This window comes from Stappia indica (assembly GCF_020177335.1).
Lineage (GTDB): Bacteria > Pseudomonadota > Alphaproteobacteria > Rhizobiales > Stappiaceae > Stappia > Stappia indica_B.
In genome coordinates this window covers 1-24,459 of sequence record NZ_JAIVMG010000018.1, presented here as the reverse complement: position 1 = coordinate 24,459, position 24,459 = coordinate 1, and the positions used below count along the sequence as shown (strand labels likewise).

25 protein-coding genes are annotated in these 24,459 nt (G+C 66.7%); 22 read left to right on the top strand and 3 right to left on the bottom strand.

Annotation, left to right across the window (positions count from 1 at the left end; translation table 11 throughout):
• Positions 1–113: 113 nt before the first annotated feature.
• Positions 114–2,516 (bottom strand): 1-deoxy-D-xylulose-5-phosphate synthase N-terminal domain-containing protein, encoded by a 2,403-nt coding sequence (locus LC062_RS19395; protein ID WP_404829754.1) that lies wholly within the window; start codon positions 2,514–2,516, stop codon positions 114–116.
• A 169-nt stretch (positions 2,517–2,685) separates the two neighbouring features.
• Positions 2,686–3,897, bottom strand: a complete 1,212-nt coding sequence (locus LC062_RS19390; RefSeq protein WP_224912656.1) for a methionine gamma-lyase — start codon at positions 3,895–3,897, stop codon at positions 2,686–2,688.
• Between the two features lie 141 nt (positions 3,898–4,038).
• On the opposite strand from LC062_RS19390, the gene LC062_RS19385 reads away from it, so the two are divergent.
• A complete protein-coding gene (locus LC062_RS19385; protein WP_318246122.1) occupies positions 4,039–4,500 on the top strand; it encodes an Lrp/AsnC family transcriptional regulator in 462 nt (153 codons plus the stop codon).
• On the opposite strand, the gene LC062_RS19380 is transcribed toward LC062_RS19385, so the two are convergent.
• Positions 4,472–4,891 (bottom strand): MmcQ/YjbR family DNA-binding protein, encoded by a 420-nt coding sequence (locus LC062_RS19380; RefSeq protein ID WP_318246121.1) that lies wholly within the window; start codon positions 4,889–4,891, stop codon positions 4,472–4,474. The genes LC062_RS19385 and LC062_RS19380 overlap by 29 nt on opposite strands.
• 158 nt (positions 4,892–5,049) lie before the next feature.
• On the opposite strand from LC062_RS19380, the gene LC062_RS19375 reads away from it, so the two are divergent.
• The 21 genes from LC062_RS19375 to LC062_RS19275 all read left to right on the top strand — a co-directional run.
• Complete coding sequence (locus LC062_RS19375; protein WP_224912655.1) at positions 5,050–5,631, top strand: NADPH-dependent FMN reductase; 582 nt, start codon at positions 5,050–5,052, stop codon at positions 5,629–5,631.
• Between the two features lie 133 nt (positions 5,632–5,764).
• Positions 5,765–6,325: an ATP-dependent protease subunit HslV gene (gene hslV, locus LC062_RS19370; RefSeq protein ID WP_224912654.1), complete on the top strand. Its 561-nt coding sequence runs from the start codon at positions 5,765–5,767 to the stop codon at positions 6,323–6,325.
• 66 nt (positions 6,326–6,391) lie between these two features.
• The gene (hslU, locus tag LC062_RS19365; RefSeq protein WP_224912653.1) at positions 6,392–7,696 is read left to right on the top strand and encodes an ATP-dependent protease ATPase subunit HslU; all 1,305 of its coding nucleotides are present in this window, start codon (positions 6,392–6,394) and stop codon (positions 7,694–7,696) included.
• Positions 7,697–7,768: 72 nt separating this feature from the next.
• Positions 7,769–8,263, top strand: a complete 495-nt coding sequence (locus tag LC062_RS19360; RefSeq protein WP_224912652.1) for a universal stress protein — start codon at positions 7,769–7,771, stop codon at positions 8,261–8,263.
• A 136-nt stretch (positions 8,264–8,399) separates the two neighbouring features.
• Entirely contained in the window at positions 8,400–8,954 is a 555-nt protein-coding gene (locus LC062_RS19355) for a NifU family protein (RefSeq protein WP_224912651.1), read from the top strand.
• Between the two features lie 165 nt (positions 8,955–9,119).
• Positions 9,120–9,809: a tRNA (adenosine(37)-N6)-threonylcarbamoyltransferase complex dimerization subunit type 1 TsaB gene (gene tsaB / locus LC062_RS19350; RefSeq protein WP_224912650.1), complete on the top strand. Its 690-nt coding sequence runs from the start codon at positions 9,120–9,122 to the stop codon at positions 9,807–9,809.
• Positions 9,806–10,294 (top strand): ribosomal protein S18-alanine N-acetyltransferase, encoded by a 489-nt coding sequence (gene rimI / locus LC062_RS19345; RefSeq protein ID WP_224912649.1) that lies wholly within the window; start codon positions 9,806–9,808, stop codon positions 10,292–10,294. Before tsaB ends, rimI begins: the two co-directional genes overlap by 4 nt.
• A 69-nt stretch (positions 10,295–10,363) precedes the next feature.
• Entirely contained in the window at positions 10,364–10,843 is a 480-nt protein-coding gene (locus LC062_RS19340; RefSeq protein ID WP_224912648.1) for a Fur family transcriptional regulator, read from the top strand.
• 2 nt (positions 10,844–10,845) lie between these two features.
• Positions 10,846–11,658: a lysophospholipid acyltransferase family protein gene (locus LC062_RS19335; protein ID WP_224912647.1), complete on the top strand. Its 813-nt coding sequence runs from the start codon at positions 10,846–10,848 to the stop codon at positions 11,656–11,658.
• 81 nt (positions 11,659–11,739) lie between these two features.
• Positions 11,740–13,185, top strand: coding sequence for a tRNA (N6-isopentenyl adenosine(37)-C2)-methylthiotransferase MiaB (miaB, locus tag LC062_RS19330; protein WP_404829753.1), 1,446 nt, complete (start codon positions 11,740–11,742; stop codon positions 13,183–13,185).
• Between the two features lie 198 nt (positions 13,186–13,383).
• Positions 13,384–14,436: a PhoH family protein gene (locus LC062_RS19325; protein WP_224912697.1), complete on the top strand. Its 1,053-nt coding sequence runs from the start codon at positions 13,384–13,386 to the stop codon at positions 14,434–14,436.
• Entirely contained in the window at positions 14,433–14,963 is a 531-nt protein-coding gene (ybeY, locus tag LC062_RS19320) for an rRNA maturation RNase YbeY (RefSeq protein WP_224912646.1), read from the top strand. Before LC062_RS19325 ends, ybeY begins: the two co-directional genes overlap by 4 nt.
• Before the next feature lie 75 nt (positions 14,964–15,038).
• Positions 15,039–16,121 carry a hemolysin family protein gene (locus LC062_RS19315; protein ID WP_404829752.1) on the top strand — a complete coding sequence of 361 codons (1,083 nt, stop codon included), beginning with the start codon at positions 15,039–15,041 and terminating at the stop codon, positions 16,119–16,121.
• 108 nt (positions 16,122–16,229) lie between these two features.
• A complete protein-coding gene (gene lnt, locus LC062_RS19310; RefSeq protein ID WP_224912645.1) occupies positions 16,230–17,816 on the top strand; it encodes an apolipoprotein N-acyltransferase in 1,587 nt (528 codons plus the stop codon).
• 206 nt (positions 17,817–18,022) lie between these two features.
• Positions 18,023–18,439, top strand: a complete 417-nt coding sequence (locus LC062_RS19305; protein WP_181761240.1) for a helix-turn-helix domain-containing protein — start codon at positions 18,023–18,025, stop codon at positions 18,437–18,439.
• A 107-nt stretch (positions 18,440–18,546) separates the two neighbouring features.
• The gene (metK, locus tag LC062_RS19300) at positions 18,547–19,719 is read left to right on the top strand and encodes a methionine adenosyltransferase (protein ID WP_224912644.1); all 1,173 of its coding nucleotides are present in this window, start codon (positions 18,547–18,549) and stop codon (positions 19,717–19,719) included.
• 129 nt (positions 19,720–19,848) lie between these two features.
• Positions 19,849–20,535, top strand: coding sequence for a tRNA (guanosine(46)-N7)-methyltransferase TrmB (gene trmB, locus LC062_RS19295; RefSeq protein ID WP_224912643.1), 687 nt, complete (start codon positions 19,849–19,851; stop codon positions 20,533–20,535).
• A gap of 227 nt (positions 20,536–20,762) precedes the next feature.
• On the top strand, positions 20,763–21,431 hold the full coding sequence (rimP, locus tag LC062_RS19290; protein ID WP_224912695.1) for a ribosome maturation factor RimP: 669 nt from the start codon (positions 20,763–20,765) through the stop codon (positions 21,429–21,431).
• 84 nt (positions 21,432–21,515) lie between these two features.
• Positions 21,516–23,183, top strand: coding sequence for a transcription termination factor NusA (nusA, locus tag LC062_RS19285; RefSeq protein ID WP_224912642.1), 1,668 nt, complete (start codon positions 21,516–21,518; stop codon positions 23,181–23,183).
• A gap of 59 nt (positions 23,184–23,242) precedes the next feature.
• Entirely contained in the window at positions 23,243–23,890 is a 648-nt protein-coding gene (locus LC062_RS19280) for an RNA-binding protein (protein ID WP_224912641.1), read from the top strand.
• Positions 23,844–24,459: translation initiation factor IF-2 associated domain-containing protein (locus LC062_RS19275; RefSeq protein ID WP_224912640.1), on the top strand; the 616-nt coding region annotated here is incomplete at its 3' end. The genes LC062_RS19280 and LC062_RS19275, both read left to right, overlap by 47 nt.

Below are 24,459 nucleotides of genomic sequence, written 5' to 3'. Positions count from 1 at the left end.
CCGGGCAGCCGTCCTGCCGCCCGGGTGGTGTCTGATGTCGAATATCAGGTCGGCCCCCTCAGAACGCCGCCCCAGGTCGGCGCCCTCAGGTCGACGCCTTCAGATCGGCCCCCTCAAATCGGATTGACCAGCCGCACCGGCCGTCCCGGCGCGATTTCGGAGGCGGCGGCGACGATGGCGTCGGTATCGATCCCGAAATGATGGTAGAGATCGGCGACCGTGCCGGTCTGGCCGAAATGCTCCACCCCGAGCGCCGCCGTGCGATGGCCGGCCACCCCGCCGAGCCAGGCCAGCGTTGCCGGATGGCCGTCAAGCACGGTGATCAGCGTGCAATGGGACGGCAGGCCGCCGAGCAGCCGTTCGATATGGCTGCGGGCGCCGCGATGGCCACGCTTGCGCATGCGCATCGCCGCGTGCCAGCCGGCGTTGAGCCGGTCGGCGGAGGTGACCGCAAGCACGCCGATATCGCGCCGGTCGGTGCCGATCCGCCCCGCCGCCTCGATTGCCTCCGGCGCCACCGCCCCCTGATAGGCAATCACCAGCTCGCAGTTCGGTCCAGGTTCGCGCAGCCAGTAGGCGCCGTCGATCACCCCTTGGCGGAAGGCATCGTCCTCGCGCCGCGCCGGCTGCTCCAGCGCGCGGGTTGACAGGCGCAGGTAGACCGAGCCACCGGTCTCGTCGCGCAGCCAGGTGCGTTCGTCCGGAACGCTGTCACCGTCCCGCTGCAGATAGTCGAAGCTCCAGTCCATCAGCACCGACAGCTCGTCGAGCCAGGCCGGCTCGAACGCGGCCAGCCCGTCCTGGCTCATGCCGATCAGCGGGGTGGCGACCGACTGATGCGCGCCGCCCTCCGGCGCCAGCGTCACCCCGGACGGGGTGGCCACCACCATGAAGCGGGCGTCCTGATAGCAGGCGTAGTTGAGCGCATCGAGCCCGCGTGAGATGAACGGATCGTAGAGCGTGCCGACCGGGATCAGCCGTTCGCCGAACAGCGAATGGGACAGGCCGGCGGCACCCAGCAGCAGGAACAGGTTCATCTCGGCGATGCCCAGTTCGATATGCTGCCCGGTGGGGGAGAACGCCCATTTCTGCGCTGAGGGAATACGCTGGTCGCGGAACGTGTCGGCCAGCGTGTCGCGGGCGAACAGGCCGCGCCGGTTGACGAACGGGCCGAGATTGGTCGAGACCGTGACATCGGGCGAGGTGGTCAGGATCCGGTCGGCCAGCGGGTGATCCGATTTGGCGAGCTGGTCGAGGATCTTGCCAAAGCCGGCCTGCGTCGACAGCGTCCGGTCGTCGAGCAGCACCGGACCGGGGGTGGCGACCGTCGCGGCCTGATGGCGGCGGCGGCCGGCGGCGAAGAACGGGGTTTCGGCAACGAGGCGCGACAGGGTGCTCGCGTCAAGCGCGAGCCCTTCCGCCGGCTCCCATTCATGCCCCTCGCGCACGCCCATCTGGGTGCGGAAGGCCTCCATCTGCGCCGGGGTCATCAGCCCGGCGTGATTGTCCTTGTGGCCGGCGAGCGGGGTGTTCCAGCCCTTGATGGTGTAGGCGACGAAGGCGACCGGCCGGTCATGCCGGGCCTGTTCGGCGAAGGTGTCGGCAAGGGTTTCGAGGCAGTGGCCGCCCAGATTGCTCATCAGCTCCTGCAATTCGTCGTCGGAGCGGCTGTCGATCAGCCGGGTGACGGCGCCCTGGTCGCCGATATCGTCGAGGAGCCGCTTGCGCCAGGCCGCACCGCCCTGAAAGGAGAGCGCCGAATAGAGCGCGTTCGGGCAGGTGTCGATCCAGTCGCGCAGGGCCTCGCCGCCCGGTTCGGTGAAGGCCGCCCGCTGCAACGCGCCGTATTTGATCCGCACCACATCCCAGCCGAAGGCGCCGAAGATCGCCTCGATCCGACCGGCCAGCCCCTCGCGCACGACCCCATCGAGGCTCTGGCGGTTGTAGTCGATGATCCACCAGGTGTTGCGCAGATCGTGTTTCCAGCCCTCCTGCAGGGCCTCGTAGACATTGCCCTCGTCCAGCTCCGCATCGCCGACCAGCGCGATCATCCGCCCTTCCGGGCGGTCGGCGGCAAACGGCTTGGCGACAAGATAGTCCTGGATCATCGAGGCAAAGGCGGTGATCGCCACGCCGAGGCCGACCGAGCCGGTGGAGAAGTCCACGTCGTCGATGTCCTTGGTGCGGCTGGGGTAGGACTGGGCACCGCCATAGGCGCGGAAGGCCTCCAGCTTTTCCCGGGTCTGGTTGCCGGCCAGATACTGCATGGCATGGAACACCGGCGAGGCGTGCGGCTTGACCGCCACCCGGTCTTCGGGCCGCAGGATGTGGAAATACAGCGCCGTCATGATCGACACCATCGAGGCGCAGGACGCCTGGTGGCCGCCGACCTTCATGCCGTCGGTCTTCTCGCGCAGGTGATTGGCATTGTGGACCGTCCAGCAGGCGAGCCAGAGCAGCTTCTGTTCAATGGCTTTCAGGTCGGCCTTGCGGGAGGTGTCCATCATGCTCCTCATCCTGTCGGTTCGTGGGGCCTGGGGCCGGGGTAGGTGCCGGCATCGCCGGACCCCGCGACGATAGGCAGGGGTGGCGGCATTTTCAGATCGTTCTGAACGGAAAATGCCGCCGCGATGCAAAAAGATACCGCTGGAGCGGCGAGATCGGAAAGAATCTTTCGTGCGTCCCTCAAGCCGCCGCGCGGGAGGCGTCCGGCAGGGCGGCCACAAGATCGGCGATCACGTCCTCAGGCGTTTCCAGACCGACCGACAGGCGGATCAGTCCGTCGGAAATGTCGTGGGCCTGCCGCTCCTCCGCCGTGTAGGTGGAGTGGGTCATGCTGGCCGGATGCTGGATCAGGGTTTCCGCATCGCCGAGGCTGACCGCCCGCTTGATCAGGGTCAGCCGGTTGAGGAAGTCGATGCCGGCGGCCATGCCGCCGGCCAGCTCGAAGGCGATCATGCCGCCGAAGCCGGGCATCTGGCGCTGCGCCAGCTCGTGCTGCGGGAAGCTCGCAAGGCCGGGGTAGTGGACCTGGGCGACCGCCGGATGCGCCTCCAGCATCTCCGCCACCACCTTCGCGCTGGAGCAATGGCGCTCCATCCGCAACTCCAGCGTCTTCAGCCCGCGCAGGATCAGATGAGCGTTGAGCGGGGCGAGCACCGCACCGGTCATGTCCTTCAACCCGACAAGGCGTACCTCCTGCATGTCCTCGGCATTGCCGACGGCGATGCCGGCGAGCAGATCGCCGTGACCGCCCAGATACTTGGTCGCCGAGTGGACAACGATGTCCGCCCCGAGCGCCAGCGGCCGGGTCAGCACCGGGGTGGCATAGGTGTTGTCGACGACCACCCGGGCGCCATGGTGATGGGCGATCTCGGCGACGGCGGCAATATCGACCAGCCGCATGTTCGGGTTCGCCGGCGTTTCGAAATAGACGATCTTCGTCCGCGGGGTGATCGCCGCCGCGACGTTCTGCGGATCGCGCATGTCCACATGGGTGATGGTGATGCCGAATTTCGCCAGCCCGTGCCGGAAGAAGGCGAAGGTGCAGCCGTAAAGGGTCTTGTCGACGAGGATTTCGTCGCCGGGGGAGAGGAACGTCCACATCACCGCTGTGATGGCGCCCATGCCCGAGGCGAAGCTGATCGCCGCCTCGCCCTCTTCCAGCAGCGCCATCCGCGCTTCCAGCAGCTCAAGCGTCGGGTTGGAAATGCGCGAATAGACATGGCCGGACCGCTCGCCGGCGAAGATCTCGCCGCCCTGCTCGGCGGTTTCGAAGGCAAAGGTGGAGGTGAGATGCAAGGGCGGCGTCAGTGCGCCCTCATGGTCGGCGGGCTGATAGCCATGGTGGATGGCGCGGGTGGCGAAACCAAGCTGTCCGGTGGTGCGGGTGCTCATGATGCGGATCCTCGATCGAACGAACGGGCCGCGCCGGAAAACCGGGGCGGCGGATGGATCGACGATAGCGGTTGGCGTCTGCGCAAATCTGGCTTATTTTGCCAATCATCCGAACAATATTGGTAGATTCTGCCAGGAATAATGACAAAACTGGACGAGACGGACCGCAAGATCATTCGCGCCCTGCAGCGCGAGGGGCGCCTGAGCAATCAGGACCTGTCGCAGCGGGTCAACCTGTCGCCCTCGCCCTGCCTGCGCCGGGTGCGCAACCTGGAGCGCGCCGGGGTGATCGACGGCTATGCGGCGATCGTCGACCAGGAAGCCTATGGCCTGCCGGTCACGGTCTTCCTGCAAGTTCGCCTCGACCGGCATTCCCAGGAAAACGTCACCGCCTTCGAGACGGCGGTGGCCGGCATCGACGAGATCATGGAATGCTACCTGATGGCCGGCGACCGGGATTATCTGCTCAGGGTGGTGGTCGCCTCGCTGGCCGACTACGAGGAGTTCATCCGCCGGCGGATCCACAAGATCCCGGGCATTGCCTCGCTCGATTCCAGCTTCGCCTTCGGCGTGGTCAAGCGCAGCCAGGTCCTGCCCGGCTAGGCTTGCCCGTTGTTGCCTTGCGTGCCGCGCTCTTGACCGGAAGACCCAGTTCCGCCCGCCGGGCGCGGGTCAGCTTGCCGGCGATGATCTCATGCGCGGCGGTGATATGCGCGCGGGTATCCTCGTCATCCAGCGCCTCGCCGGTTTCCACCAGCACCCATTTTGCCCGGGCGAGATAGGGGGCGGGCGAAATGCCCGGCAGGTCGGTGAGGATCCGGTAGCTGAGGTCGCTGCATTTGAAGCTGATCCGGTCCGTCTCGCCCGCGCGCCAGTGCGAGCAGATCGCGAAGATCTTGCCGCCGACCTTCCACACCGAGGCCCCGCCCCACTGGATCACATGGGTCGCACCGGTGAGGGTCTGGCAGAAGGCATCGAACTCGGCACGGGTCACGGCAAGGCTCTTTCGGGACGGGCGGCGGATCGGCTATGCCAGAGGGGCACGGTCTGCTGGTCACGGGCGGGGCGGGCAATATATCACCTTATCACTTACCACCGGGATGGGGCGAGGGCGCGGCTGTCCCCGGTCCCGGCCCCCTCGAAAGGTGCATCATGCAGGACGTTCGCATACTGGTCATGTCCGGCTCGATCCGGGCCGGTTCGCTGAACACCCGGCTTGCCGAGCTGGTCGCCAAATCGCTGGCGCTGGCCGATGCCGAGGTCACCCGGGTTTCGCTCGCCGACTATCCGATGCCGATCTACGATGGGGACCTGGAGCGGGAAAAGGGCGTTCCGGAGACCGCCCGGCGGCTGAAAGCCTTGATGCGCAAGCACAATGGGGTGTTCATCGCCAGCCCGGAGTACAACACGGCCGTCACCCCGCTCTTGAAGAACACGATCGACTGGGTGTCGCGCCGGTCAGACGAGGGCGAAGCGCCGACGTCGGTGTTCAAGGACCGGGTGTTCGCGCTCGGCGCCGCCTCCCCCGGGCAGTTCGGCGGCATGCGCGGCCTGATGGGCTTGCGGACGATCCTGGAGATCGGTCTTGGCGCGCTGGTGATTCCGGATATGGCGGTGGTGCCATCGGCGGCGCATGCCTTCGATGAGCGCGGCGAGTTGAAGAACGAGCGCTCCGCCGAGCTGTTGCAGGTGATGGTTCGCCGCCTGATCGAGGAGGTCCGGCTCAGGGCGTGACGCTGGGGCATGATCCGCGCCCTGTTGGCAATCCACCGCCAACCGCCTACATAGGCGAGACCTGCCGCGCGCGGTCCTCCTTTTCGGTGGCGGCCGGGCGGCAGACACGAAATGAAAGATGTTGAGAGGCGGAATGAGCGCGCAGAACGATCCGACCGGCTGGCATGGAACGACGATCCTCGGTGTTCGCAAGGGCGGACGGGTGGTAATCGCCGGCGATGGTCAGGTCTCCCTCGGTCAGACGGTGATCAAGAACACCGCCCGCAAGGTCCGTCCGCTCGCCAAGGGCGATGTCATCGGCGGCTTCGCCGGGGCGACCGCCGATGCCTTCACCCTGTTCGAACGGCTTGAGGCCAAGCTGGAGCAGTACCCGGACCAGCTCATGCGCGCCTGTGTCGAACTGGCCAAGGAATGGCGCACCGATCGCTATCTGCGCCGGCTGGAGGCGATGATGCTGGTCGCCGACCGCTCGGTCTCGCTGGTGCTGACCGGCACCGGCGACGTTCTGGAGCCGGAAGGCGGGGTGATGGCGATCGGCTCCGGCGGCAATTACGCGCTGGCCGCCGCCCGGGCGATGATCGACAGCGACCTCGACGCCGAGGCGGTGGCGCGCAAGGCAATGGCCATCGCCGCCGATATCTGCGTCTACACCAACGGCAACCTGACAGTGGAAACGCTGGAGTGCGACGGCTGATCGTCGGCGCCGGCACGCCCACCCGTTCCTGATTTCTGATCCCGTCAACCGAGGGGCCAACTTTCCATGACCAATCTGTCTCCGCGCGAGATTGTCTCTGAACTCGACCGCCACATCATCGGTCAGAAGGATGCCAAGCGCGCGGTCGCCATTGCCCTGCGCAACCGCTGGCGCCGGCAGCAGCTCGACGAGAGTCTGCGCGAGGAGGTGATGCCGAAGAACATCCTGATGATCGGCCCGACCGGCGTCGGCAAGACGGAGATTTCCCGCCGTCTGGCCAAGCTCGCCAACGCGCCCTTCGTCAAGGTCGAGGCGACCAAGTTCACCGAGGTGGGCTATGTCGGCCGGGACGTGGAGCAGATCGTGCGCGATCTGGTCGAGGCCGGGATCCTGCTGGTGCGCACCGCCAAGCGCAAGTCGGTCGAGGCCAAGGCCCATCTTCAGGCCGAGGAGCGCGTGCTGGAAGCGCTGGTGGGCAAGAGCGCCAGCCCCTCCACCAGGGAGAGCTTCCGCAAGAAGCTGCGCGAAGGCGAACTGGACGACAAGGAAATCGACATCGAGGTGCGGGCGCAGCCACAGATGCCCAGCTTCGACATGCCGGGCATGCCCGGCGGCAGCATCGGCGTGATGAACCTGTCCGACATGCTCGGCAAGGCGCTGGGCGGGGCCACCAAGACCCGCCGCACCAGCGTGCGCGACAGCTACCAGATCCTGATCGAACAGGAGGCCGACAGCCTGCTCGACGAGGACAAGGTGGTGGAAGAGGCGATCCATCTGGTGGAGAACGCCGGCATCGTCTTTCTCGATGAGATCGACAAGATCTGCGTGCGGTCCGAGCGTCAGGGCGGGGACGTGTCGCGCGAAGGCGTGCAGCGCGATCTGCTGCCGCTGATCGAGGGCACGGTGGTCTCCACCAAGCACGGGCCGGTCAACACCGACCACATCCTGTTCATCGCCTCCGGCGCTTTTCATGTCGCCAAGCCTTCGGACCTTCTGCCCGAGCTGCAGGGCCGTCTGCCGATCCGGGTCGAGCTGAAGGCGCTGACCAAGGACGACTTCCGGGCGATCCTCACCGACACCGAGGCCAGCCTCATCAAGCAGTATGTCGCCCTGTTGGGAACGGAAGACGTCACGCTCGAGTTTACCGACGATGCGATCGACGAGATCGCCTCGATCGCCGTCGATCTCAACGCGACCATCGAGAACATCGGCGCGCGCCGTCTGCAGACGGTGATGGAGCGGGTGCTGGACGAGGTGTCCTTCTCGGCGCCGGACCTGTTCAACGAAACGCGGGTGATCGACGCGGAATATGTGCGCAAGAACATTGGCGAGTTGGCGAAGAACGTCGACCTGTCGCGCTTCATCCTGTAACCCGATGCGCCGCGCGGACACTGCGGCGCCTTGCCGCTTGCCGGCCGGCCAAGCCGATGGCAGCATGTGACCATGGTCGCTATACGAAAAAGTTTCGAGGTCGGGCATCGACGGAAATTCCTGGTCGTCGTCGATGAGACGGCGGAATGCGATCGGGCCATCGTCTATGCCGCCAAGCGGGCGGAACGCACCAATGGTGTGGTCATCCTGCTCTATGTCATCGCCCCCGGCGATTTCCAGCATTGGCTGGGGGTGGAGAACATCATGCGGGCGGAAGCGCGCGAGGAAGCGGACAACTGTCTGGCGCGCGCCGCCGACCGGGTGCGCTCGGTCGCCCGCACCGATCCCGAACCGGTGGTGCGGGAAGGAAACCGCGCCGACGAGATCGTCAATCTGATCGAGGAAGATGCCGATATTGCCATCCTGGTGCTGGCGGCGGGAAACAGCACCGAAGGCCCGGGGCCGCTGGTCACCGCGATTGCCGGCAAGGCCGCTGCCAGTTTCCCGATCCCGGTGACCATCGTGCCCGGCACGCTCGACGACGAGGCGATCGCGGCGCTGGCCTGAGCGGGCAGCGGCCGTCGCCACTCTGGAACAATTCCAATCTGGTGCAGGCCGCCTCCTGCCTGTATACTGGGGCCAACACCGATCGCGGGCCGGGGCCAAGCAAGGCCACCCGCCGCGCGACAAGAGGACAAGAGTGATGTTCATTCAGACCGAGGCAACGCCGAACCCCGCGACCCTCAAGTTCCTGCCCGGCCGGATCGTGCTGCCGGAAGGCACCATGGATTTTCGCAAGAGCGAGGATGCGGCGGCTTCGCCGCTGGCGGAGAAACTGTTCGAGGTCGAGGGGGTCGAGGGGATCTTTTTCGGCCACGACTTCATCTCCGTGACCAAGGGCGACGCCGACTGGCAGCATATCAAGCCGGCGATCCTCGGTGCCATCATGGAGCATTTCATGTCCGGCGCGCCGGTGACCCGGATGGACACCGAGGCGGTGGGCGACGAGGAGTTCTTCGAGGCCGATGATGCGGAAACGGTCGAGACCATCAAGGAACTGATCGAGACCCGGGTGCGCCCGGCGGTGGCCCAGGATGGCGGCGACATTACGTTCCGGGGCTTCCGCGACGGTGTCGTCTACCTGTCCATGCGCGGCGCCTGCTCCGGCTGCCCGTCCTCGACAGCGACACTGAAGCACGGCATCCAGAACCTGTTGCGCCATTTCGTTCCGGAAGTGGAGGAAGTGCGCGCGCTCTGACGCGGTATCGCCAGACGCAGGGACCGGCCCGGTCATCGACCGGGCCGTTTCGCGTGGCGGAGGGAGCATATTGGCTCCGCCGCCCGTGTCCTTGCGTTTCTCCGGCCCGGCTGTTAGCCGAAAGGGCGAGTCGACCTTTCTTCCCCCGCACGGTTTAGTCTCTTCATGCGCCTGCTTGCCATTGATACCGCCCTTGAGGCCTGCTCGGTCGCCGTCCTTGACGGAGAGGGGGAGGGCGCGCGCCTGACCGCTGCCAGCGAACTGCTGAAGCGTGGCCATGCGGAGCGGCTGATGGACATGATCGGCGAGGTGATGGCCGAGGCGGGGCTGGCTTTTTCCGAGCTTGACCGGATCGCCGTCACCATCGGGCCGGGCAGTTTCACCGGGTTGCGGGTCGGCCTGTCCGCCGCGCGCGGGCTGGCGCTGGTGGTTGGCGTCCCGGCGGTGGGCATCTCGACGCTGGAGGCGATTGGCGAGGCCGCCCGTCAGAGCGGCGGGGAGGCTGCGGCAGACGCAGCGATCTGCGCCGTCATCGATGCGCGTGGGCCGGATGTCTATGCCCAGAGCTTTGCCGCCGATGGTTCGGCCCTGACCCCGGCGCGGGTGGTCGCAGTGGAGGCGCTTGCCGCCGAGCTCACCGCCGGAACCCTGCTGGCCGGCAGCGGCGCCGACAAGCTGGCGGCGGCGATGACCGGTCCGGCGCCGGTGATCCTGGATCGGGCGGGTTTTCCCGAGATCGGCGCGGTGGCCCGGCTCGGCGCCCGGGCGGAGACGCCTGAGAGCGCGCCGGAGCCGCTCTACCTGCGTCCGCCCGATGCCAAGCCGGCGGTACGCGCCCCGGGGTTGTTGGCATGACCTTCTGGTGGTTCTGGGCGCCGCCTCCGGTGGTGGAGGAGGCGACGGCGGAAGATCTCGACCAGCTCGCCGAGATCCATGCCCGCTCCTTCGACGGAGTGTGGAGCAGTGAGGAACTGGCCGCTCTGCGGGCGCAGACTGGAGTGGTGATTCTGCTCGCCCGCCGCGCCAATGCGTTCGGCAGCCGCAATCCGCTTGGCTTCGTGATCCTGCGCTCGGTTGCCGACGAGGCGGAGATCCTGACCCTTGCGGTGGATCCACGCCAGCGTGGCCGGGGCATCGGTGTACAGCTGATGCGCGCGGCCATGCGCCGGCTTTACGCGGAGCGTACGAAAATGCTGTTCCTGGAGGTCGATGAGGCCAACGAGCCGGCATTGCGGCTCTATCGCGGGCTCGGGTTTCGCAAGGTCGGGGAACGGCGCGGCTATTATCAGACCGGGGATGGCGGCGGCGGTGCGCTTGTCATGCGCGCCGATCTGGCGTAATCGGCTGACTATCAGGCGTTAGGGTCTGGACCCAGGCGCGGCTCGCCTCGCAAGGAGGGACAAGGCGAAATGACCCAACACGACAGCCCCCAGTCGCTGGAGGACATCTGCGTCGCGAAGGGCATGCGCATGACCGAGCAGCGGCGCATCATCGCCCGGGTGATCGAGGGGGCCAGCGACCATCCGGATGTGGAAGAGCTCTACCGCCGGGCGGTGGAGAACGATCCGCGCATCTCCATTTCCACCGTTTATCGTACGGTCAAGCTGTTCGAGGATGCGGGTATCATCGAGCGTCACGATTTCCGCGACGGGCGCGCCCGCTACGAAACCGTGCCGGAAGAGCATCACGATCATCTGATCGACCTGAAGAGCGGTCGGGTGATCGAGTTCCGCAACGAGGAAATCGAACGGTTGCAGGAGGCGATCGCCCGCAAGCTCGGCTTCCGGCTGGTCGATCATCGGCTGGAACTCTACGGCATTCCGCTCGGCGGGCAGCCCGTGGAGGCGGACAGCGAAGCCGGTTCGGAGCCCGACGGGGAGGCCGGCTAGACATGTCCCGCGCCCGGGCCGCGATCGTTCTTCTGGCCCTGACGGCGGTGACCCTGCCGCTCATTCCGCTGCAGTGGCTGGCGCTGCGCGGCAACGGCAACCTGAAGCGCCGCCTGCCGGTGGTCTGGCACCGGATCGCCTGCCGCATGGTCGGCATCAAGGTACATGAGGTGGGCCAGCCCGCGGCCGAGCGGCCGCTGCTGATTACCGCCAATCACGCCTCCTGGATCGACATCACGGTGCTGGGCAGCCGCGCGCCCCTGTCCTTCATCGCCAAGACCGAGGTGGCGAACTGGCCGGTGTTCGGCCTTTTCGCCAAGCTGCAGCGTTCGGTGTTCGTCGACCGGCAGCGGCGCAGCGCCACCGCCCGCACCGCCGAGGAGATCGGCACGCGCATGGCCTCCGGCGATGCGATGGTGCTGTTTGCCGAAGGCACCTCCAACAGCGGCAACTATGTGTTGCCGTTCCGCTCGGCGTTGATCGGCGCGGCGCGCCACGCGGTCGCCGGCGAGGAGGGCGATGTCTGGATCCAGCCGCTGGCGATCGCCTATACCGGCCTGCACGGCCTGCCGATGGGGCGCCAGTTCCGCCCGCATGTGGCCTGGTATGGCGACATGGAGATGGTGCCGCACTTCATGGAAGTGGTGAAGCAGGGGGCGATTGACGTCTGGGTCGTCTGGGGCGAACCGGTCAAGGTGCCTGCCGATGCCGACCGCAAGGCGCTGACCCGGCAGCTTGAGGAGACGGTGCGCGCCCTGTCCGCCGAAGCGCTGGCGGGACGGGCGTCGGCATCCGCGCTATTCTCAAACCGGTGAAAAACCGTTAAAGCAATCGCGATCCGGCCCGTGACGGCCGGCGGACGGCATCAGGTGCCGTCGGCGAGATCCGAGGAATTCATGAGCAACGAGACCAGTATGGCGCGCGGCGAGACGCACCCGGCAGCAGCGGCAGCGCGCAAGCGGCGGGTGTTCGTCAAGACCTACGGCTGTCAGATGAACGTCTATGACAGCGACCGGATGACCGATGCGCTCGCCCCGGACGGCTTTGAGGCGGTGGCCTCGCCGGACGAGGCGGATCTGGTCATTCTCAACACCTGCCACATCCGCGAAAAGGCGGCGGAGAAGGTCTATTCCGAGCTGGGGCGGCTGCGCAAGCTGAAGGATGCGCGCGCCGCCGAGGGCGAGGAAATGATGATCGGCGTCGCCGGTTGCGTCGCCCAGGCGGAGGGCGAGGAGATCGCCCGCCGGGCGCCGGTGGTCGATCTGGTGTTCGGGCCGCAGACCTATCACCGGCTGCCGGAGCTGGTGAAACAGGCCGCCAATGGTGCGACGGTGGTGGAGACCGAGTTCGAGATCGAGGACAAGTTCCGCCATCTGGCGACCCCCTCGCCGGCCGGCATCCGGTCCCGTGGGGTCACCGCCTTCCTCACCGTGCAGGAAGGCTGCGACAAGTTCTGCACCTTCTGCGTGGTGCCCTATACCCGGGGCGCGGAGGTCTCGCGCCCGGTCGAGCAGATCGTCGCCGAGGCGCGCCGGCTTGCCGATGAGGGCGTGCGCGAGGTCACCCTGCTCGGCCAGAACGTCAACGGCTGGCACGGCGAGGGGGCGGATGGCCGCGCCTGGGGCTTGGGCGAACTGCTGTTCCGCCTGGCCGAAATCGACGGCCTCGACCGGCTGCGCTACACCACGAGCCATCCGCGCGACATGGACGATGCGCTGATTGCCGCGCACCGCGACCTGCCGCAGCTGATGCCCTATCTGCATCTGCCGGTGCAGTCGGGCTCGGACCGGATCCTCAAGGCGATGAACCGCAAGCACACCCGCGAGGAGTATTTCCGGCTTGTCGACCGGATCCGCGATGCGCGCCCCGATCTCGCCCTTTCCTGCGATTTCATCGTCGGCTTTCCCGGCGAGAGCGACGCGGATTTCCGCGACACGCTGGATCTGGTCGAGCGCGTCGGCTTCGCCTCCGCCTTCACCTTCAAGTACAGCCCGCGCCCGGGAACGCCCGGCGCGCTGCTCGAAGATCAGGTGGCGGAAGAGGTGATGTCGGAGCGGCTTGCGGAGCTGCAGGCGCTGATTACCCGCCAGCAGCGGGAGTTCAACACGGCCATGGTCGGCCGGCGCTGCGAGGTGCTTCTGGAAAAGCGCGGGCGCAATCCGGGGCAGGTGACCGGCCGTTCGCCCTGGTTGCAGCCGGTGCAGATCGAGGCGCCGGAAACCCTGATCGGCCAGATCGTGCCGGTGGAAATCACCGGCACCGGTACGAATTCCCTGTTCGCCCGGCGGATCGCAGGGCAAGATGAGATGACCGCGCGGGACGGGCGGATGGGTGCGGCCTGACAGGGCGCGCCGACCGGCATGGCTCCGCTGCGGCGGAACTGCGGTGTCTGACAATCTGGCACCCGCCCGGTGGCGGGGCCAGCAACCACGGTGCCGGCGAGGGGTGCCAGGAGAGGCGATGCCAGGAGAAGCCGTTTGACGGGTGACAGCCGGACCCAGCCGCGAGGAGGGCGCCGCGCGGCGGTCCCCGCCTCGGACATGACCCATGTGGTTCTGGCCTTCGATGACAATCGCCTGGTCGGCGATCTGTTCGGCCAGTTCGACCAGAACCTTGCCCTGATCGAGCAACGGCTGTCCGTCGATGCGGTCGCGCGTGGCAATCAGGTGATCATCAAGGGGCCGCATTCGGCCTGCGAACAGGCGCGGCGGGCGCTGGAGGCGCTCTACATTCGCCTGCAGCAGGGGCATGAGCTTCACCCGGGCGATGTGGAAGGGGCGCTGCGCATGGCGGTGGCCGAAGAGGCGCAGCTCGACCTGCCGACCATCGAACCGAAATCCCATCTGGCCTTCGCCCAGATTTCCACCCGCCGCAAGACGGTGCTGGCGCGCACGCCCGCGCAGGATGCCTATATCCGGGCGATGGACCGCTCGGACCTGACCTTCGGCACCGGCCCGGCCGGCACCGGCAAGACCTTTCTCGCGGTGGCCTATGCCGCGGCGCTGCTGGAGCGCGGCGACGTCACCCGGCTGATCCTGTCGCGTCCGGCGGTGGAGGCGGGCGAGCGGCTCGGCTTCCTGCCAGGCGATATGAAGGAAAAGGTCGATCCCTACCTGCGCCCGCTCTATGACGCGCTTTATGAGATGATGCCGGCGGAAAAGGTCGATCGCGGCCTTCAGTCCGGCATGATCGAGGTGGCGCCGCTCGCCTTCATGCGTGGGCGGACCCTCTCCAATGCGGTGGCGATCCTCGACGAGGCGCAGAACACCACCACCATGCAGATGAAGATGTTCCTGACCCGTCTGGGCGAGAACTCCCGCATGATCGTCACCGGTGATCCGAGCCAGATCGACCTTCCCGCCGGCCAGCAATCGGGCCTGCGCGAGGCGCTGGCCCTGCTGCAGGGCGTCGAAGGGGTCGCCCATGTGGCCTTCACCGAGGTCGATGTGGTCCGTCATGAACTGGTGGCGCGCATCGTCAAGGCCTATGACGATGCCGCGCGCGAGGCCTCGCAGGAGCGCGAGGCGCTTGCGGCAAGCGCACCCGGTCGCGCCAATGCGGACCGGAGCCCCAATGAGGGACGGGGGCGATGAGCGCCACGGTGAACCGGCCCGAACTCGATCTGTCCATCGAGGCGGGCAACTGGCCGGGCGAAACCGAGCTGCATGATCTGGTCGAGCGGGTGGTGGGCATGGCCTGCGACCATCTCGCTCTGGAGCTTGTGCCGGGAACGGAACTGTCGCTGGTGTTCACCGACGATGCGCATGTGCGCGAGCTGAACGGCGAATGGCGCGGCAAGGACACGGCGACCAATGTCCTGTCCTTTCCCGGCGGCGACGAGACCGAGCCGCCGTTCGGACCGCTGCTCGGCGATCTGGTGTTCGCTGAGGAGACCGTCACCCGCGAGGCGGCTGAGCTGGAAATTGCATTTTCCGATCATCTTTCTCATCTTGTCGTTCACGGTTTTCTTCACCTTCTGGGCTACGATCACCAAATGGAGGACGAGGCCGAGGAGATGGAGGAGACCGAGCGTCGGATTCTGTCCCGGCTCGGAATTGCGGATCCTTATCGGGAGCCGCCCTTGACCAATGGCACCACGGAGAGCAACACGCCCGTCTGAGACGGGTGCAAAACAGATATGCACGATTCAGAGGATCGAAGTCCCGAACGGCAGCCCGCATCCGATGCGAGCGCCGTGGGCGAACATGACGACCAGCCGCCGATATCACATCGGTCCCTGTTCGGCTGGGGTTTGCGGCAGGTGAAGCGGCTTGCCGGCCTGCGCCGATCCGGCGCGATGACACTGCGCCAGAATCTCCAGGATGAATTAGCCCGTGACGCGGATGAGGGGGCCAGTTTCACCCCCGAGGAACGCGTGCTCCTGTCGAATATCCTGCGCCTGCGCGAGGTGCGGGTGGACGATGTCATGGTGCCGCGCGCCGATATCGACGCCATCGAGGACACGGTCGCGCTTGGCCGGCTGATGGAGGTGTTCCGCGAATCCGGCCATTCCCGCATGCCCGTCTATCATGAAGGTCTCGATGACCCGCGCGGCATGGTGCACATCAAGGATCTGATGGCCTATTTCGCGGTCAAGGCGGGCGCCGAGGAGGGGGGCGAACAGAGCGACGCCAAGGACAGGGCCGGGAAGGATGAAGACGAGGCGCAGGCCGCGCGTCTGTCCAACCAGGAGGCGGATGTCGATCTGTCTCGGGTCGATTTGTCGTTGCCGCTGCACGAGGCCGGTATCATTCGTCCGGTGCTGTTCGTGCCTCCGTCCATGCCGGCTGCCGACCTGATGGCGAAGATGCAGGCGGACCGCATGCAGATGGCGCTGGTGATCGACGAATATGGCGGCACCGACGGCCTGGTCTCGCTGGAGGATGTGGTCGAGACGGTGGTCGGTGATATCGAGGACGAGCACGACGAGGACGAGGAGGCGATGATCTCCAGGGTCTCCGACGGCACCTGGACCGCCGATCCCCGGGTTCCGCTGGAAGACGTGGAGCAGGCCCTGGGGACCGGTTTCCAGATCGGCGAACTGGGCGAGGAAGTGGATACCCTTGGCGGTCTTGTCTTCACGCTGGTCGGACGGGTGCCGGTGCGCGGTGAGCTGATCGCCGCCCGCGAGCTTCCCGGCTACGAATTCGAGGTTCTGGACGCCGATCCGCGGCGCATCAAGCGGCTGCGGATCCGGGCCAAGCGTATCGATCCGCGGCACGGCGACGCGCGGCGCCGGCTTCGCCGGCCCGAGGCCGCGCCATCCTCGGAAGGGTAGGGCATGGCCTGCTTGACCGGCCGCGCCGCAGCGGAGAACGTCGGCGCATGCGCGGGACGATTCGCACCTCTGGTGCGGGGCATTCGGAAAGGCTGGTAGAGCGGAGCGGTGATCTTGCAGCGACTGTCCCATGTGTTTCTGCTGGCCTTCGGCTGGCAGCGTTGGCTGCTTGCGGCGCTTGGCGGAGCGCTTGCCGCGCTGGCAATGCCGCCTTTCGGCTGGTTCCCGGTGCTCGCCCTCTCCTTCCCCGCACTGGTCTGGCTGCTCGATGGAGCAATCGCGCCGGGCGCGCGGCTGGCGGCGCGCGCCCGCGCCGGCTTTGTCCTTGGCTGGTGGTTCGGCTTCGGCTTTCATCTGGCCGGCCTGTGGTGGATCGGCCGGGCCTTTCTGGTCGACGCGCAGCTGCATGCCTGGATGATCCCGCTCGCCGTGCTGCTGCTGCCGGCCGGACTTGCCATCTTCACCGGGCTTGGCGTTGCGCTCGCCGCCGCCATCTGGCGTGACGGCTGGGGACGGCTGCTGGCGCTGGCGCTGGCGCTCGCCGGCGCCGATGCGCTGCGCGGCAACGTTCTGTCGGGCTTTCCCTGGAACACCTGGGGCTATGCGTTCGGTGACGTGCTCTGGCTGGCCCAGCCCGCCGCGCTGGTCGGCGTCTATGGTCTCGGGCTCCTGGTCACCCTGGTGTTCTGCAGCCTGGCAGGCTTTGCCGAGCCGGGCGGAGGGCGCCGCGCCGGGGTGGCCGGCGTCCTGCTCTTTCTGGCGATCGGCGGATTTGGCGCGGCCCGGTTGACGCAGGCCGGCCCGCCGACCTCCGAGCCGGTGGCCCTCCGGCTGGTGCAGCCCTCGGTGCCACAGGAGGAGAAGTGGAAGCCGGAAAACCGCTCCCGCGTTTTCGCCACCTATCTTGAGATGAGCGATCAGCCCTGGACGGGCGCGGACGGCGGCGATTTGCCGCGGGTGGTGATCTGGCCGGAATCCGCCGTGCCCTTTCTTCTGACGAACGAGCCCGGCGCTCTGTCGGCGATTGCCCGGATGCTTGGCCCGGAAGACACATTGGCCACCGGCGCGGTGCGGCAAGGCGAGGCGACGGGGTCGTTCTACAACAGCGTTTACGTGGTCGATGGCGCGGGCACCATCCGCGATGCCTATGACAAGGTGCGCCTGGTGCCCTTTGGTGAGTTCCTGCCCTTCGGCGACTGGCTGGAGGCCATCGGCCTGACCAAGCTCGTTGCGACGCCAGGGGAATTCCGCGCCGGCTATCGCCACCGGCTGCTGGCACCGGTGACCGGTCCCTTGATGCTGCCGCTGATTTGCTACGAGGCGATATTCCCTGAAGCCGCGACCTCGGCCGATGGGCGTCCGGGCTGGATTCTCAATGTCACCAATGATGCCTGGTTCGGCGATACCCCCGGCCCCGTCCAGCATTTCGTCCAGGCGCGGATGCGGGCGATTGAGCAGGGCGTGCCGGTGGTGCGGGTGGCGAACACCGGAATCAGTGGCGTGGTCGACGCTCAGGGACGAGTGCGGGCACGGCTCGGGCTCGGGCAACAGGGGGTGATCGACCTGCGCTTGCCCTCCAGTGCTCCCCCGACGGTTTATTCACGGACGGGTGCGCTCATCTTGGGCTTGCTTGTTACGGTTTTGCTTGGCCTCCTTCTGGTATCGCGTTACGTAGGGTATGCGCGTAAAGATTGACGCCGGGTCCTGTCGCACGGCATCATGACAGCTGCGTCCGCTGGTCGTGTTCGGCGGGTTGAAAAAACCGGGAAATGGCAAGCTGCCGGCTCGATGGATGAATGTTCCGGGGCGAAACGGAGCGACATTCGATGAGGCGGTGAAAAAGCCTCCGGAGAATAAATGACGTGGTCACAGCAACCGATAGGCGAGAAAGAAGATCAAAAATGCCCAGCAAGAAAGCACCAAACCCCATCGATGTGCATGTCGGAAGCCGCGTGCGGCTGCGCCGAATGATGCTTGGAATGAGCCAGGAAAAACTTGGTGAGAGCCTCGGGATTACATTCCAGCAGATCCAGAAGTATGAGAAGGGCACCAACCGGATCGGTGCGAGCCGTTTGCAGCATATCGCGACGGTCCTGAAGGTCCCGGTTGCGTTCTTCTTCGAAGATGCCCCTGGGACACCGGATGAAGCAACCGGCTTCGGTGAAGCAAAGCCGGCATCTTATGTTGTCGATTTCCTGTCCTCTTCAGAAGGGCTGTCGCTCAACAAGGCCTTCGTCCGGATCGAGGATGCGAAGGTTCGTCGCCGGGTGGTCGAACTCGTCCGCGCTCTGGCGGGCGAGGAAGCCGACAAGGGCTGACGGGTCGAATGGCTTGACGCGCTCCGCAAAACACTGTCTTTAGTCAGCCGAAGCGGCGGGATTTCCCGCCGCTTCTTACTGTTTTCTTCCCAGAAGGACGATTGCTCGTGGCGCGTCAAAACTATCTGTTTACCTCTGAATCCGTGTCGGAGGGTCATCCGGACAAGGTCTGTGACCGGATCTCCGATGCCGTGGTCGATGCGTTTCTCGGCGAAATGCCGGAAGCGCGGGTGGCATGCGAAACGCTGGCCACCACCAACAGGGTCGTGATTGCGGGTGAAACCCGCGGTCCCTCGCACATCACCCATGACTACATCGCCCATCTTGCCCGGCTGGCGATGAAGGACATCGGCTATGAGCAGGAAGGGTTCCACTGGGAAACCTGCGACATCCAGGTTCACCTGCACGACCAGTCCGCGCATATCGCCCAGGGCGTCGATGCGGCGGACAACAAGGACGAGGGCGCGGGCGATCAGGGCATCATGTTCGGCTATGCCTGCCGCGAGACCCCGGAGCTGATGCCGGCGCCGATCTACTACTCGCACAAGATCCTTCGGCTCCTCGCCGAGGCGCGCAAGACCGGCCGGGAGCCGGCGCTCGGCCCGGACGCCAAGAGCCAGGTTACAGTGCGTTACGAGAATGGTGCGCCGGTGGGGCTGACCTCCATCGTGCTGTCGACCCAGCATCTCGATCCGGCGCTGACCTCCGATGACATCCGCTCGATCGTCGAGCCCTACATCATTTCCGCCGTGCCCGGCGGCTGGATCACCGACGAGACGGTCTGGCACGTCAATCCGACCGGTGCCTTCGTCATCGGCGGTCCGGACGGCGACTGCGGCCTGACCGGCCGCAAGATCATCGTCGACACCTATGGCGGTGCCGCGCCCCATGGCGGCGGCGCGTTCTCCGGCAAGGATCCGACCAAGGTTGACCGTTCGGCGGCCTATGCGGCGCGTTATCTCGCCAAGAACGTGGTGGCGGCGGATCTCGCCGACCGTTGCACCATCCAGCTGTCCTACGCCATCGGCGTTGCCGAGCCCCTGTCGGTCTATGTCGACCTGCATGGCACCGGCAAGGTGGACGAGGCCAAGCTCGAGAAGGGGATCCGCAACGTCATGAACCTGACGCCGCGCGGCATCCGCGAGCACCTGCAGCTCAACCGTCCGATCTACGCCCGCACCGCGGCCTACGGCCACTTCGGTCGGGAGCCGGAGGCCGATGGTGGCTTCTCCTGGGAAAAGATCGACCTGGTGCACGCCCTGCGCGACATCGCGGGCTGATCCGGGGCTTCAGATCAACGAACAGCGCCGCCGGAGCCTTCCGGCGGCGTTGTCATGTCCGCTGCCCTTCGGCAGCCGGAAATTTGCCCGCGCGCGGGACGTGCCGCGCCGGCGGGATGGAAGAATGCGATGACGGATCACACCAAGGGTTCCTTTTTCGGCCGGCGCGTGGGCAAGCCGCTGCGCAAGGGGCGGCAGGAACAGTTCGACGCAGCGTTGCAGCGGTTGCAGCCGGATCTCTCGGTTCCGGCGCCTGAAGACGTCACGACCCTGTTCGCCCGGCCGGTGAGCGCGGTCTGGCTGGAGGTCGGTTTCGGCGGCGGCGAGCATCTGCTGCATGAGGCGCGGCGCCTGCCGGATGTGGGGTTCATTGGCGTCGAGCCCTTCGTCAGCAGCCTGGCCAAGGCGGTGGCGGAGGTCGACAGCGAAGGCCTGGAGAACGTCCGGGTCTATGGCGACGATGCGATCAAGCTCTTGGACTGGTTGCCGCCGGCCTGCCTCGACGGTGTCTACCAGCTCTATCCGGACCCCTGGCCGAAGCGCCGGCACTGGAAGCGCCGGTTCATCAACCCGGTCAATCTCGACCGTTACGCCCGGGTGCTGAAGCCGGGAGCCTTGCTGCGGTTTGCCAGCGACATCGATACCTATGTGGACTGGACGCTGCGGCACCTGCGCGACCATCCGGCGTTCGAATGGACCGCCGAGCGGGCCGATGACTGGCGCCGTCCCTGGGCGCCCTGGTCCGGCACACGCTATGAGCGCAAGGCCGTGCGCGAGGGGCGGGTCGGCCGCTATCTGGAGTTCCGCCGCCTGTGAATCCGCTTGCCTTGGCCGGTGATTTGACTATAGTGATCGTCAAATATTCTCTGGCGGCTCATCAAGGGCAGTTTGAGAGTGGGCCCCTCCGGGACCCGCTCTTTTTGTTTTAGGGGTGCCGCCAGGCGCGCGGCGGGTGTCGCCGACCGGCGAAGGCGCCGGAGTGATGCGTGGCGGTATCGCAGGATCCGTCGCCCCCGTGCCGCACCCAGGGAAATGAGGATTTCGTGCAGGACAGCGAACCAAGACTTGTCCGCGAGGCCGGACTGGAGGCGAGGATCGCCGCCATCGTCGAGCCCGTCATCGAGGATCTCGGGTTCCGCCTCGTGCGGGTCAAGCTCTCCGGTGTCGATGGGCTGACGTTGCAGGTGATGGCCGAGCGCCCCGACGGCACCATGACCATCGACGATTGCGAGACCGTCAGCCGTGGCATCACGCCGGTGCTCGACGTCGAGGATCCGATCGATCGGGAATACAATCTCGAACTCTCCTCGCCCGGGGTCGACCGGCCGCTGGTGCGCGCCGGCGATTTCAGCCGCTGGCTCGGTCATCTGGCGAAGATCGAACTTTCGGTGCCGCTCGATGGGCGTAAGCGCTTTCGCGGTGTTCTGACCGCCGCCGATGCGGATACGGTCACGCTGCGGCTTGAGGAAGAACTGCCCAACGGACAGCGGGACGTCGAGCTTGCGCTGCGCGACGTCGGCGATGCCCGTCTTGTCCTGACCGATCTTCTGATCGACGCGGCGCTGAAGGCGGAAAAGGCCGCGCGCCAGGCCGAGAAGGCGGCGCGTCAGGCGGAGCGGGCCGCGCGCCGGGGGCGGGGCAAGGGGCCCCGCGCCGGGGTTGCGGCGGCAACTGACACGGATCGCGGATCCGGCCGCGAGCCGGGCGAATAGTGAACATCCGGAGCGCCGGTCAAGCGTTCCGTCGGAAAGACAGAGGGTGCGCCGCGGTTTCCGGCGCCAGAGGAGTTGAGCGAGATGGCAATCAGTGCGAACCGGCTTGAACTTCTGCAGATCGCCGATGCGGTGGCGCGGGAGAAGTCGATCGACCGTCAGATCGTGATCGCGGCGATGGAGGACGCGATCCAGAAGGCGGCGCGTTCCCGCTACGGATCCGAGACCGAGGTTCGGGCCGAGATCAATCCGCGCACCGGCGAGATCAAGCTTCAGCGGCTTCTGCTGGTTGCCGAGGAGGTGGAGAATGTCGCCACCGAGATCGGGCTTGAGGAGGCGCTGCAGCGCAACCCGCTGGCGCAGATCGGCGATTACATCGCCGAGCCGCTGCCGCCGCTCGATTTCGGTCGCATCGCCGCCCAGTCGGCCAAGCAGGTGATCGTGCAGAAGGTCCGTGAGGCCGAGCGCGATCGCCAGTACGACGAGTTCAAGGACCGCATTGGCGAGGTCATCAACGGCGTCGTCAAGCGGGTGGAATACGGCAATGTGGTCGTCGATCTCGGTCGCGGCGAGGCCGTGGTCCGGCGCGACGAGCTGATCCCGCGCGAAATGTTCCGCACCGGCGATCGCATCCGCGCCTATATCTACGACGTGCGCCGCGAGCAGCGTGGGCCCCAGGTGTTCCTGTCGCGCACCCATCCGCAGTTCATGGCCAAGTTGTTCGCGCAGGAGGTGCCGGAAATCTACGATGGCATCATCGAGATCCGCGCCGTGGCCCGCGATCCGGGCTCGCGCGCCAAGATCGCGGTGATCTCCAAGGATTCCTCGATCGACCCGGTCGGCGCCTGCGTCGGCATGCGCGGCAGCCGCGTCCAGGCGGTGGTCGGCGAGTTGCAGGGCGAGAAGATCGACATCATCCCCTGGAACCCGGATGCGGCCACCTTCATCGTCAACGCCCTGCAGCCGGCCGAGGTCGCCAAGGTGGTGCTCGATGAGGATGCGGAGCGGATCGAGGTGGTGGTTCCGGACGAGCAGCTGTCCCTGGCCATCGGCCGGCGCGGTCAGAATGTGCGGCTTGCCTCGCAGCTGACCGGCTGGGCGATCGACATCATGACCGAGCATGATGAATCGGAGCGCCGCCAGCGTGAATTCGCTGAACGGACGCAGCTTTTCGTCGATGCGCTCAATGTGGACGAGGTCGTCGGCCAGCTTCTTGCCTCCGAAGGATTTGCCTCGGTGGAGGAAGTGGCGTATGTCGAGCGGGACGAAGTCGCGACCATCGAGGGCTTCGATGAGGACACCGCCGACGAAATCCAGGCGCGTGCCCGCGAATATCTCGAAGAGGTCGAGGCGAAGCTGGACGAGGAGCGCAAGGCGCTCGGGGTTGCCGACGACCTGCGTGCGGTCCCCGGCGTGACCACCGCGATGATGGTCGCGCTCGGCAAGGACGAGGTTCGGTCCGTCGAGGATCTGGCCGGCTGCGCCACCGATGACCTGGTCGGCTGGACCGAGCGGTCGGCGGGCGAGACGGTTCGCCACGAGGGCGCGCTGTCCGGGTTCGATCTGAGCCGCGCCGAGGCCGAGGAGATGATCATGGCCGCGCGCGTCGAGGCCGGTTGGGTCAGCGCCGAGGAGCTTCAGGCCGCGGCCGAAGATGACGAGGCCGGCGAGGGCGACGAGGCGGATGGCGAAGAAGCCGATGCGCCGGCGTCCGAGGAAGTCGTTGCGGCAGGTGTCGTGCACGAGGTGTGACGTCCCGATGCGCCTGATCCGCCAGAGGCGGGGCGCGTGGGGATCGGCGGAGTAAAAACGTGCCGAGACGGAACGAGCCGCTGGAGCGGTGCTGCGCCCTGACCCGCGAGACCAGGCCGGTGACGGAACTGATCCGGTTTGTCGCGGACCCTGACGGAAGGATCGTTCCCGATCTCAAGCGTCAGCTGCCCGGGCGCGGTGTATGGGTGAGTGCGACACATGCGGCGGTCACCGCCGCGCAGAAGAAACGGGTGTTCGCCCGCTCCCTCAAGGAGCAGGTGACCGCCGATGAGGACTTGGCGGAGCGTGTGGACGCTCTGCTGGAACGCGCGGCGCTGAATTCGGTGTCGCTGGCACGCAAGGCGGGGCAGGTCCTTGCTGGGTTTGCCAAGGTCGAAGCGGCCCTGAAGAGCGCGGATGTGATCGCGCTTCTCCTGGCGGCGGACGCGGGCGAGGACGGTGTCAGAAAGTTGTCGGCGATCGCGAAGGCGCGATTCGCCGGGTCCGGCGGGTGCCGGACGCTACGGAGTTTTGCGTCGACTCAATTGGATTTGGCATTGGGTCGGTCAAATGTGATACATGCTGCACTGCTCGCGGGATCCGCGAGCGAAAATGCGCTGATGCGGATAGACGCATTGGAGCGTTTCCGAGCCAACCCGGATGAGCAATCCGGCGGCGTTGCGGGCGGTGCGGCGACCCAGGACTGAAGGCGATATGAGCGAAACGAAAAATCCCGGCGACAAGACAATCAGCGTTGAACGCAAGACGCTTGGACTGAAGCGGCCCGGCGTCGAGCAGGGCACCGTGCGTCAGAGCTTCTCGCATGGGCGCAGCAAGGCTGTCGTCGTGGAGAAGAAGAAGCGCCGGGTCGTCCTGCCGGGGCAGGAAGGCAAGCCGGAGGCGGAAGCGCCGGCTCCGCGCGCGCCCGCTCAGCAGCAACAGCAGCGCGAGCGCCGTCCCGACATCGAAAAGGGCGGTTCGGTCAAGGCCGATACCGCAGCGGCGCGCCGTGCGGCCTCCGGCCAGCGGCCGCGTGGCGGCAATATCCTGCGCACGCTGACCAGCGAGGAAGCGGCCGCGCGTCAGGCCGCCCTGCGCGAGGCGCAGCTGCGTGAGGTCGAGGACCGCAAGCGCCGCGAGGAAGACGAACGCCGCCGCATCGCGGAAGAGGCCCGCCGCAAGGCCGAGGCCGAGGAGCGCGCCAAGCGCGAGGCCGAAGAGGCCGCCAAGCGGGCCGCCGAGGAGGCGGAGCGCGCCAAGCTCGAGGCTGCGGAAG

What these genes read in the sequence shown, in the direction of transcription:
- rimI (WP_224912649.1), top strand. Translation starts at nt 9,806, where the DNA reads ATGACCTTCTGGTGGTTCTGGGCGCCGCCTCCGGTGGTGGAGGAGGCG.
- LC062_RS19385 (WP_318246122.1), top strand. Translation starts at nt 4,039, where the DNA reads ATGACAAAACTGGACGAGACGGACCGCAAGATCATTCGCGCCCTGCAG.
- trmB (WP_224912643.1), top strand. Translation starts at nt 19,849, where the DNA reads ATGACGGATCACACCAAGGGTTCCTTTTTCGGCCGGCGCGTGGGCAAG.
- LC062_RS19395 (WP_404829754.1), bottom strand. Translation starts at nt 2,516, where the DNA reads ATGAGGAGCATGATGGACACCTCCCGCAAGGCCGACCTGAAAGCCATT.
- LC062_RS19305 (WP_181761240.1), top strand. Translation starts at nt 18,023, where the DNA reads ATGCCCAGCAAGAAAGCACCAAACCCCATCGATGTGCATGTCGGAAGC.
- nusA (WP_224912642.1), top strand. Translation starts at nt 21,516, where the DNA reads ATGGCAATCAGTGCGAACCGGCTTGAACTTCTGCAGATCGCCGATGCG.
- hslV (WP_224912654.1), top strand. Translation starts at nt 5,765, where the DNA reads ATGAGCGCGCAGAACGATCCGACCGGCTGGCATGGAACGACGATCCTC.
- LC062_RS19340 (WP_224912648.1), top strand. Translation starts at nt 10,364, where the DNA reads ATGACCCAACACGACAGCCCCCAGTCGCTGGAGGACATCTGCGTCGCG.
- ybeY (WP_224912646.1), top strand. Translation starts at nt 14,433, where the DNA reads ATGAGCGCCACGGTGAACCGGCCCGAACTCGATCTGTCCATCGAGGCG.
- LC062_RS19355 (WP_224912651.1), top strand. Translation starts at nt 8,400, where the DNA reads ATGTTCATTCAGACCGAGGCAACGCCGAACCCCGCGACCCTCAAGTTC.
- hslU (WP_224912653.1), top strand. Translation starts at nt 6,392, where the DNA reads ATGACCAATCTGTCTCCGCGCGAGATTGTCTCTGAACTCGACCGCCAC.
- miaB (WP_404829753.1), top strand. Translation starts at nt 11,740, where the DNA reads ATGAGCAACGAGACCAGTATGGCGCGCGGCGAGACGCACCCGGCAGCA.
- LC062_RS19335 (WP_224912647.1), top strand. Translation starts at nt 10,846, where the DNA reads ATGTCCCGCGCCCGGGCCGCGATCGTTCTTCTGGCCCTGACGGCGGTG.
- LC062_RS19325 (WP_224912697.1), top strand. Translation starts at nt 13,384, where the DNA reads ATGACCCATGTGGTTCTGGCCTTCGATGACAATCGCCTGGTCGGCGAT.
- LC062_RS19390 (WP_224912656.1), bottom strand. Translation starts at nt 3,897, where the DNA reads ATGAGCACCCGCACCACCGGACAGCTTGGTTTCGCCACCCGCGCCATC.
- tsaB (WP_224912650.1), top strand. Translation starts at nt 9,120, where the DNA reads ATGCGCCTGCTTGCCATTGATACCGCCCTTGAGGCCTGCTCGGTCGCC.
- LC062_RS19375 (WP_224912655.1), top strand. Translation starts at nt 5,050, where the DNA reads ATGCAGGACGTTCGCATACTGGTCATGTCCGGCTCGATCCGGGCCGGT.
- LC062_RS19360 (WP_224912652.1), top strand. Translation starts at nt 7,769, where the DNA reads ATGGTCGCTATACGAAAAAGTTTCGAGGTCGGGCATCGACGGAAATTC.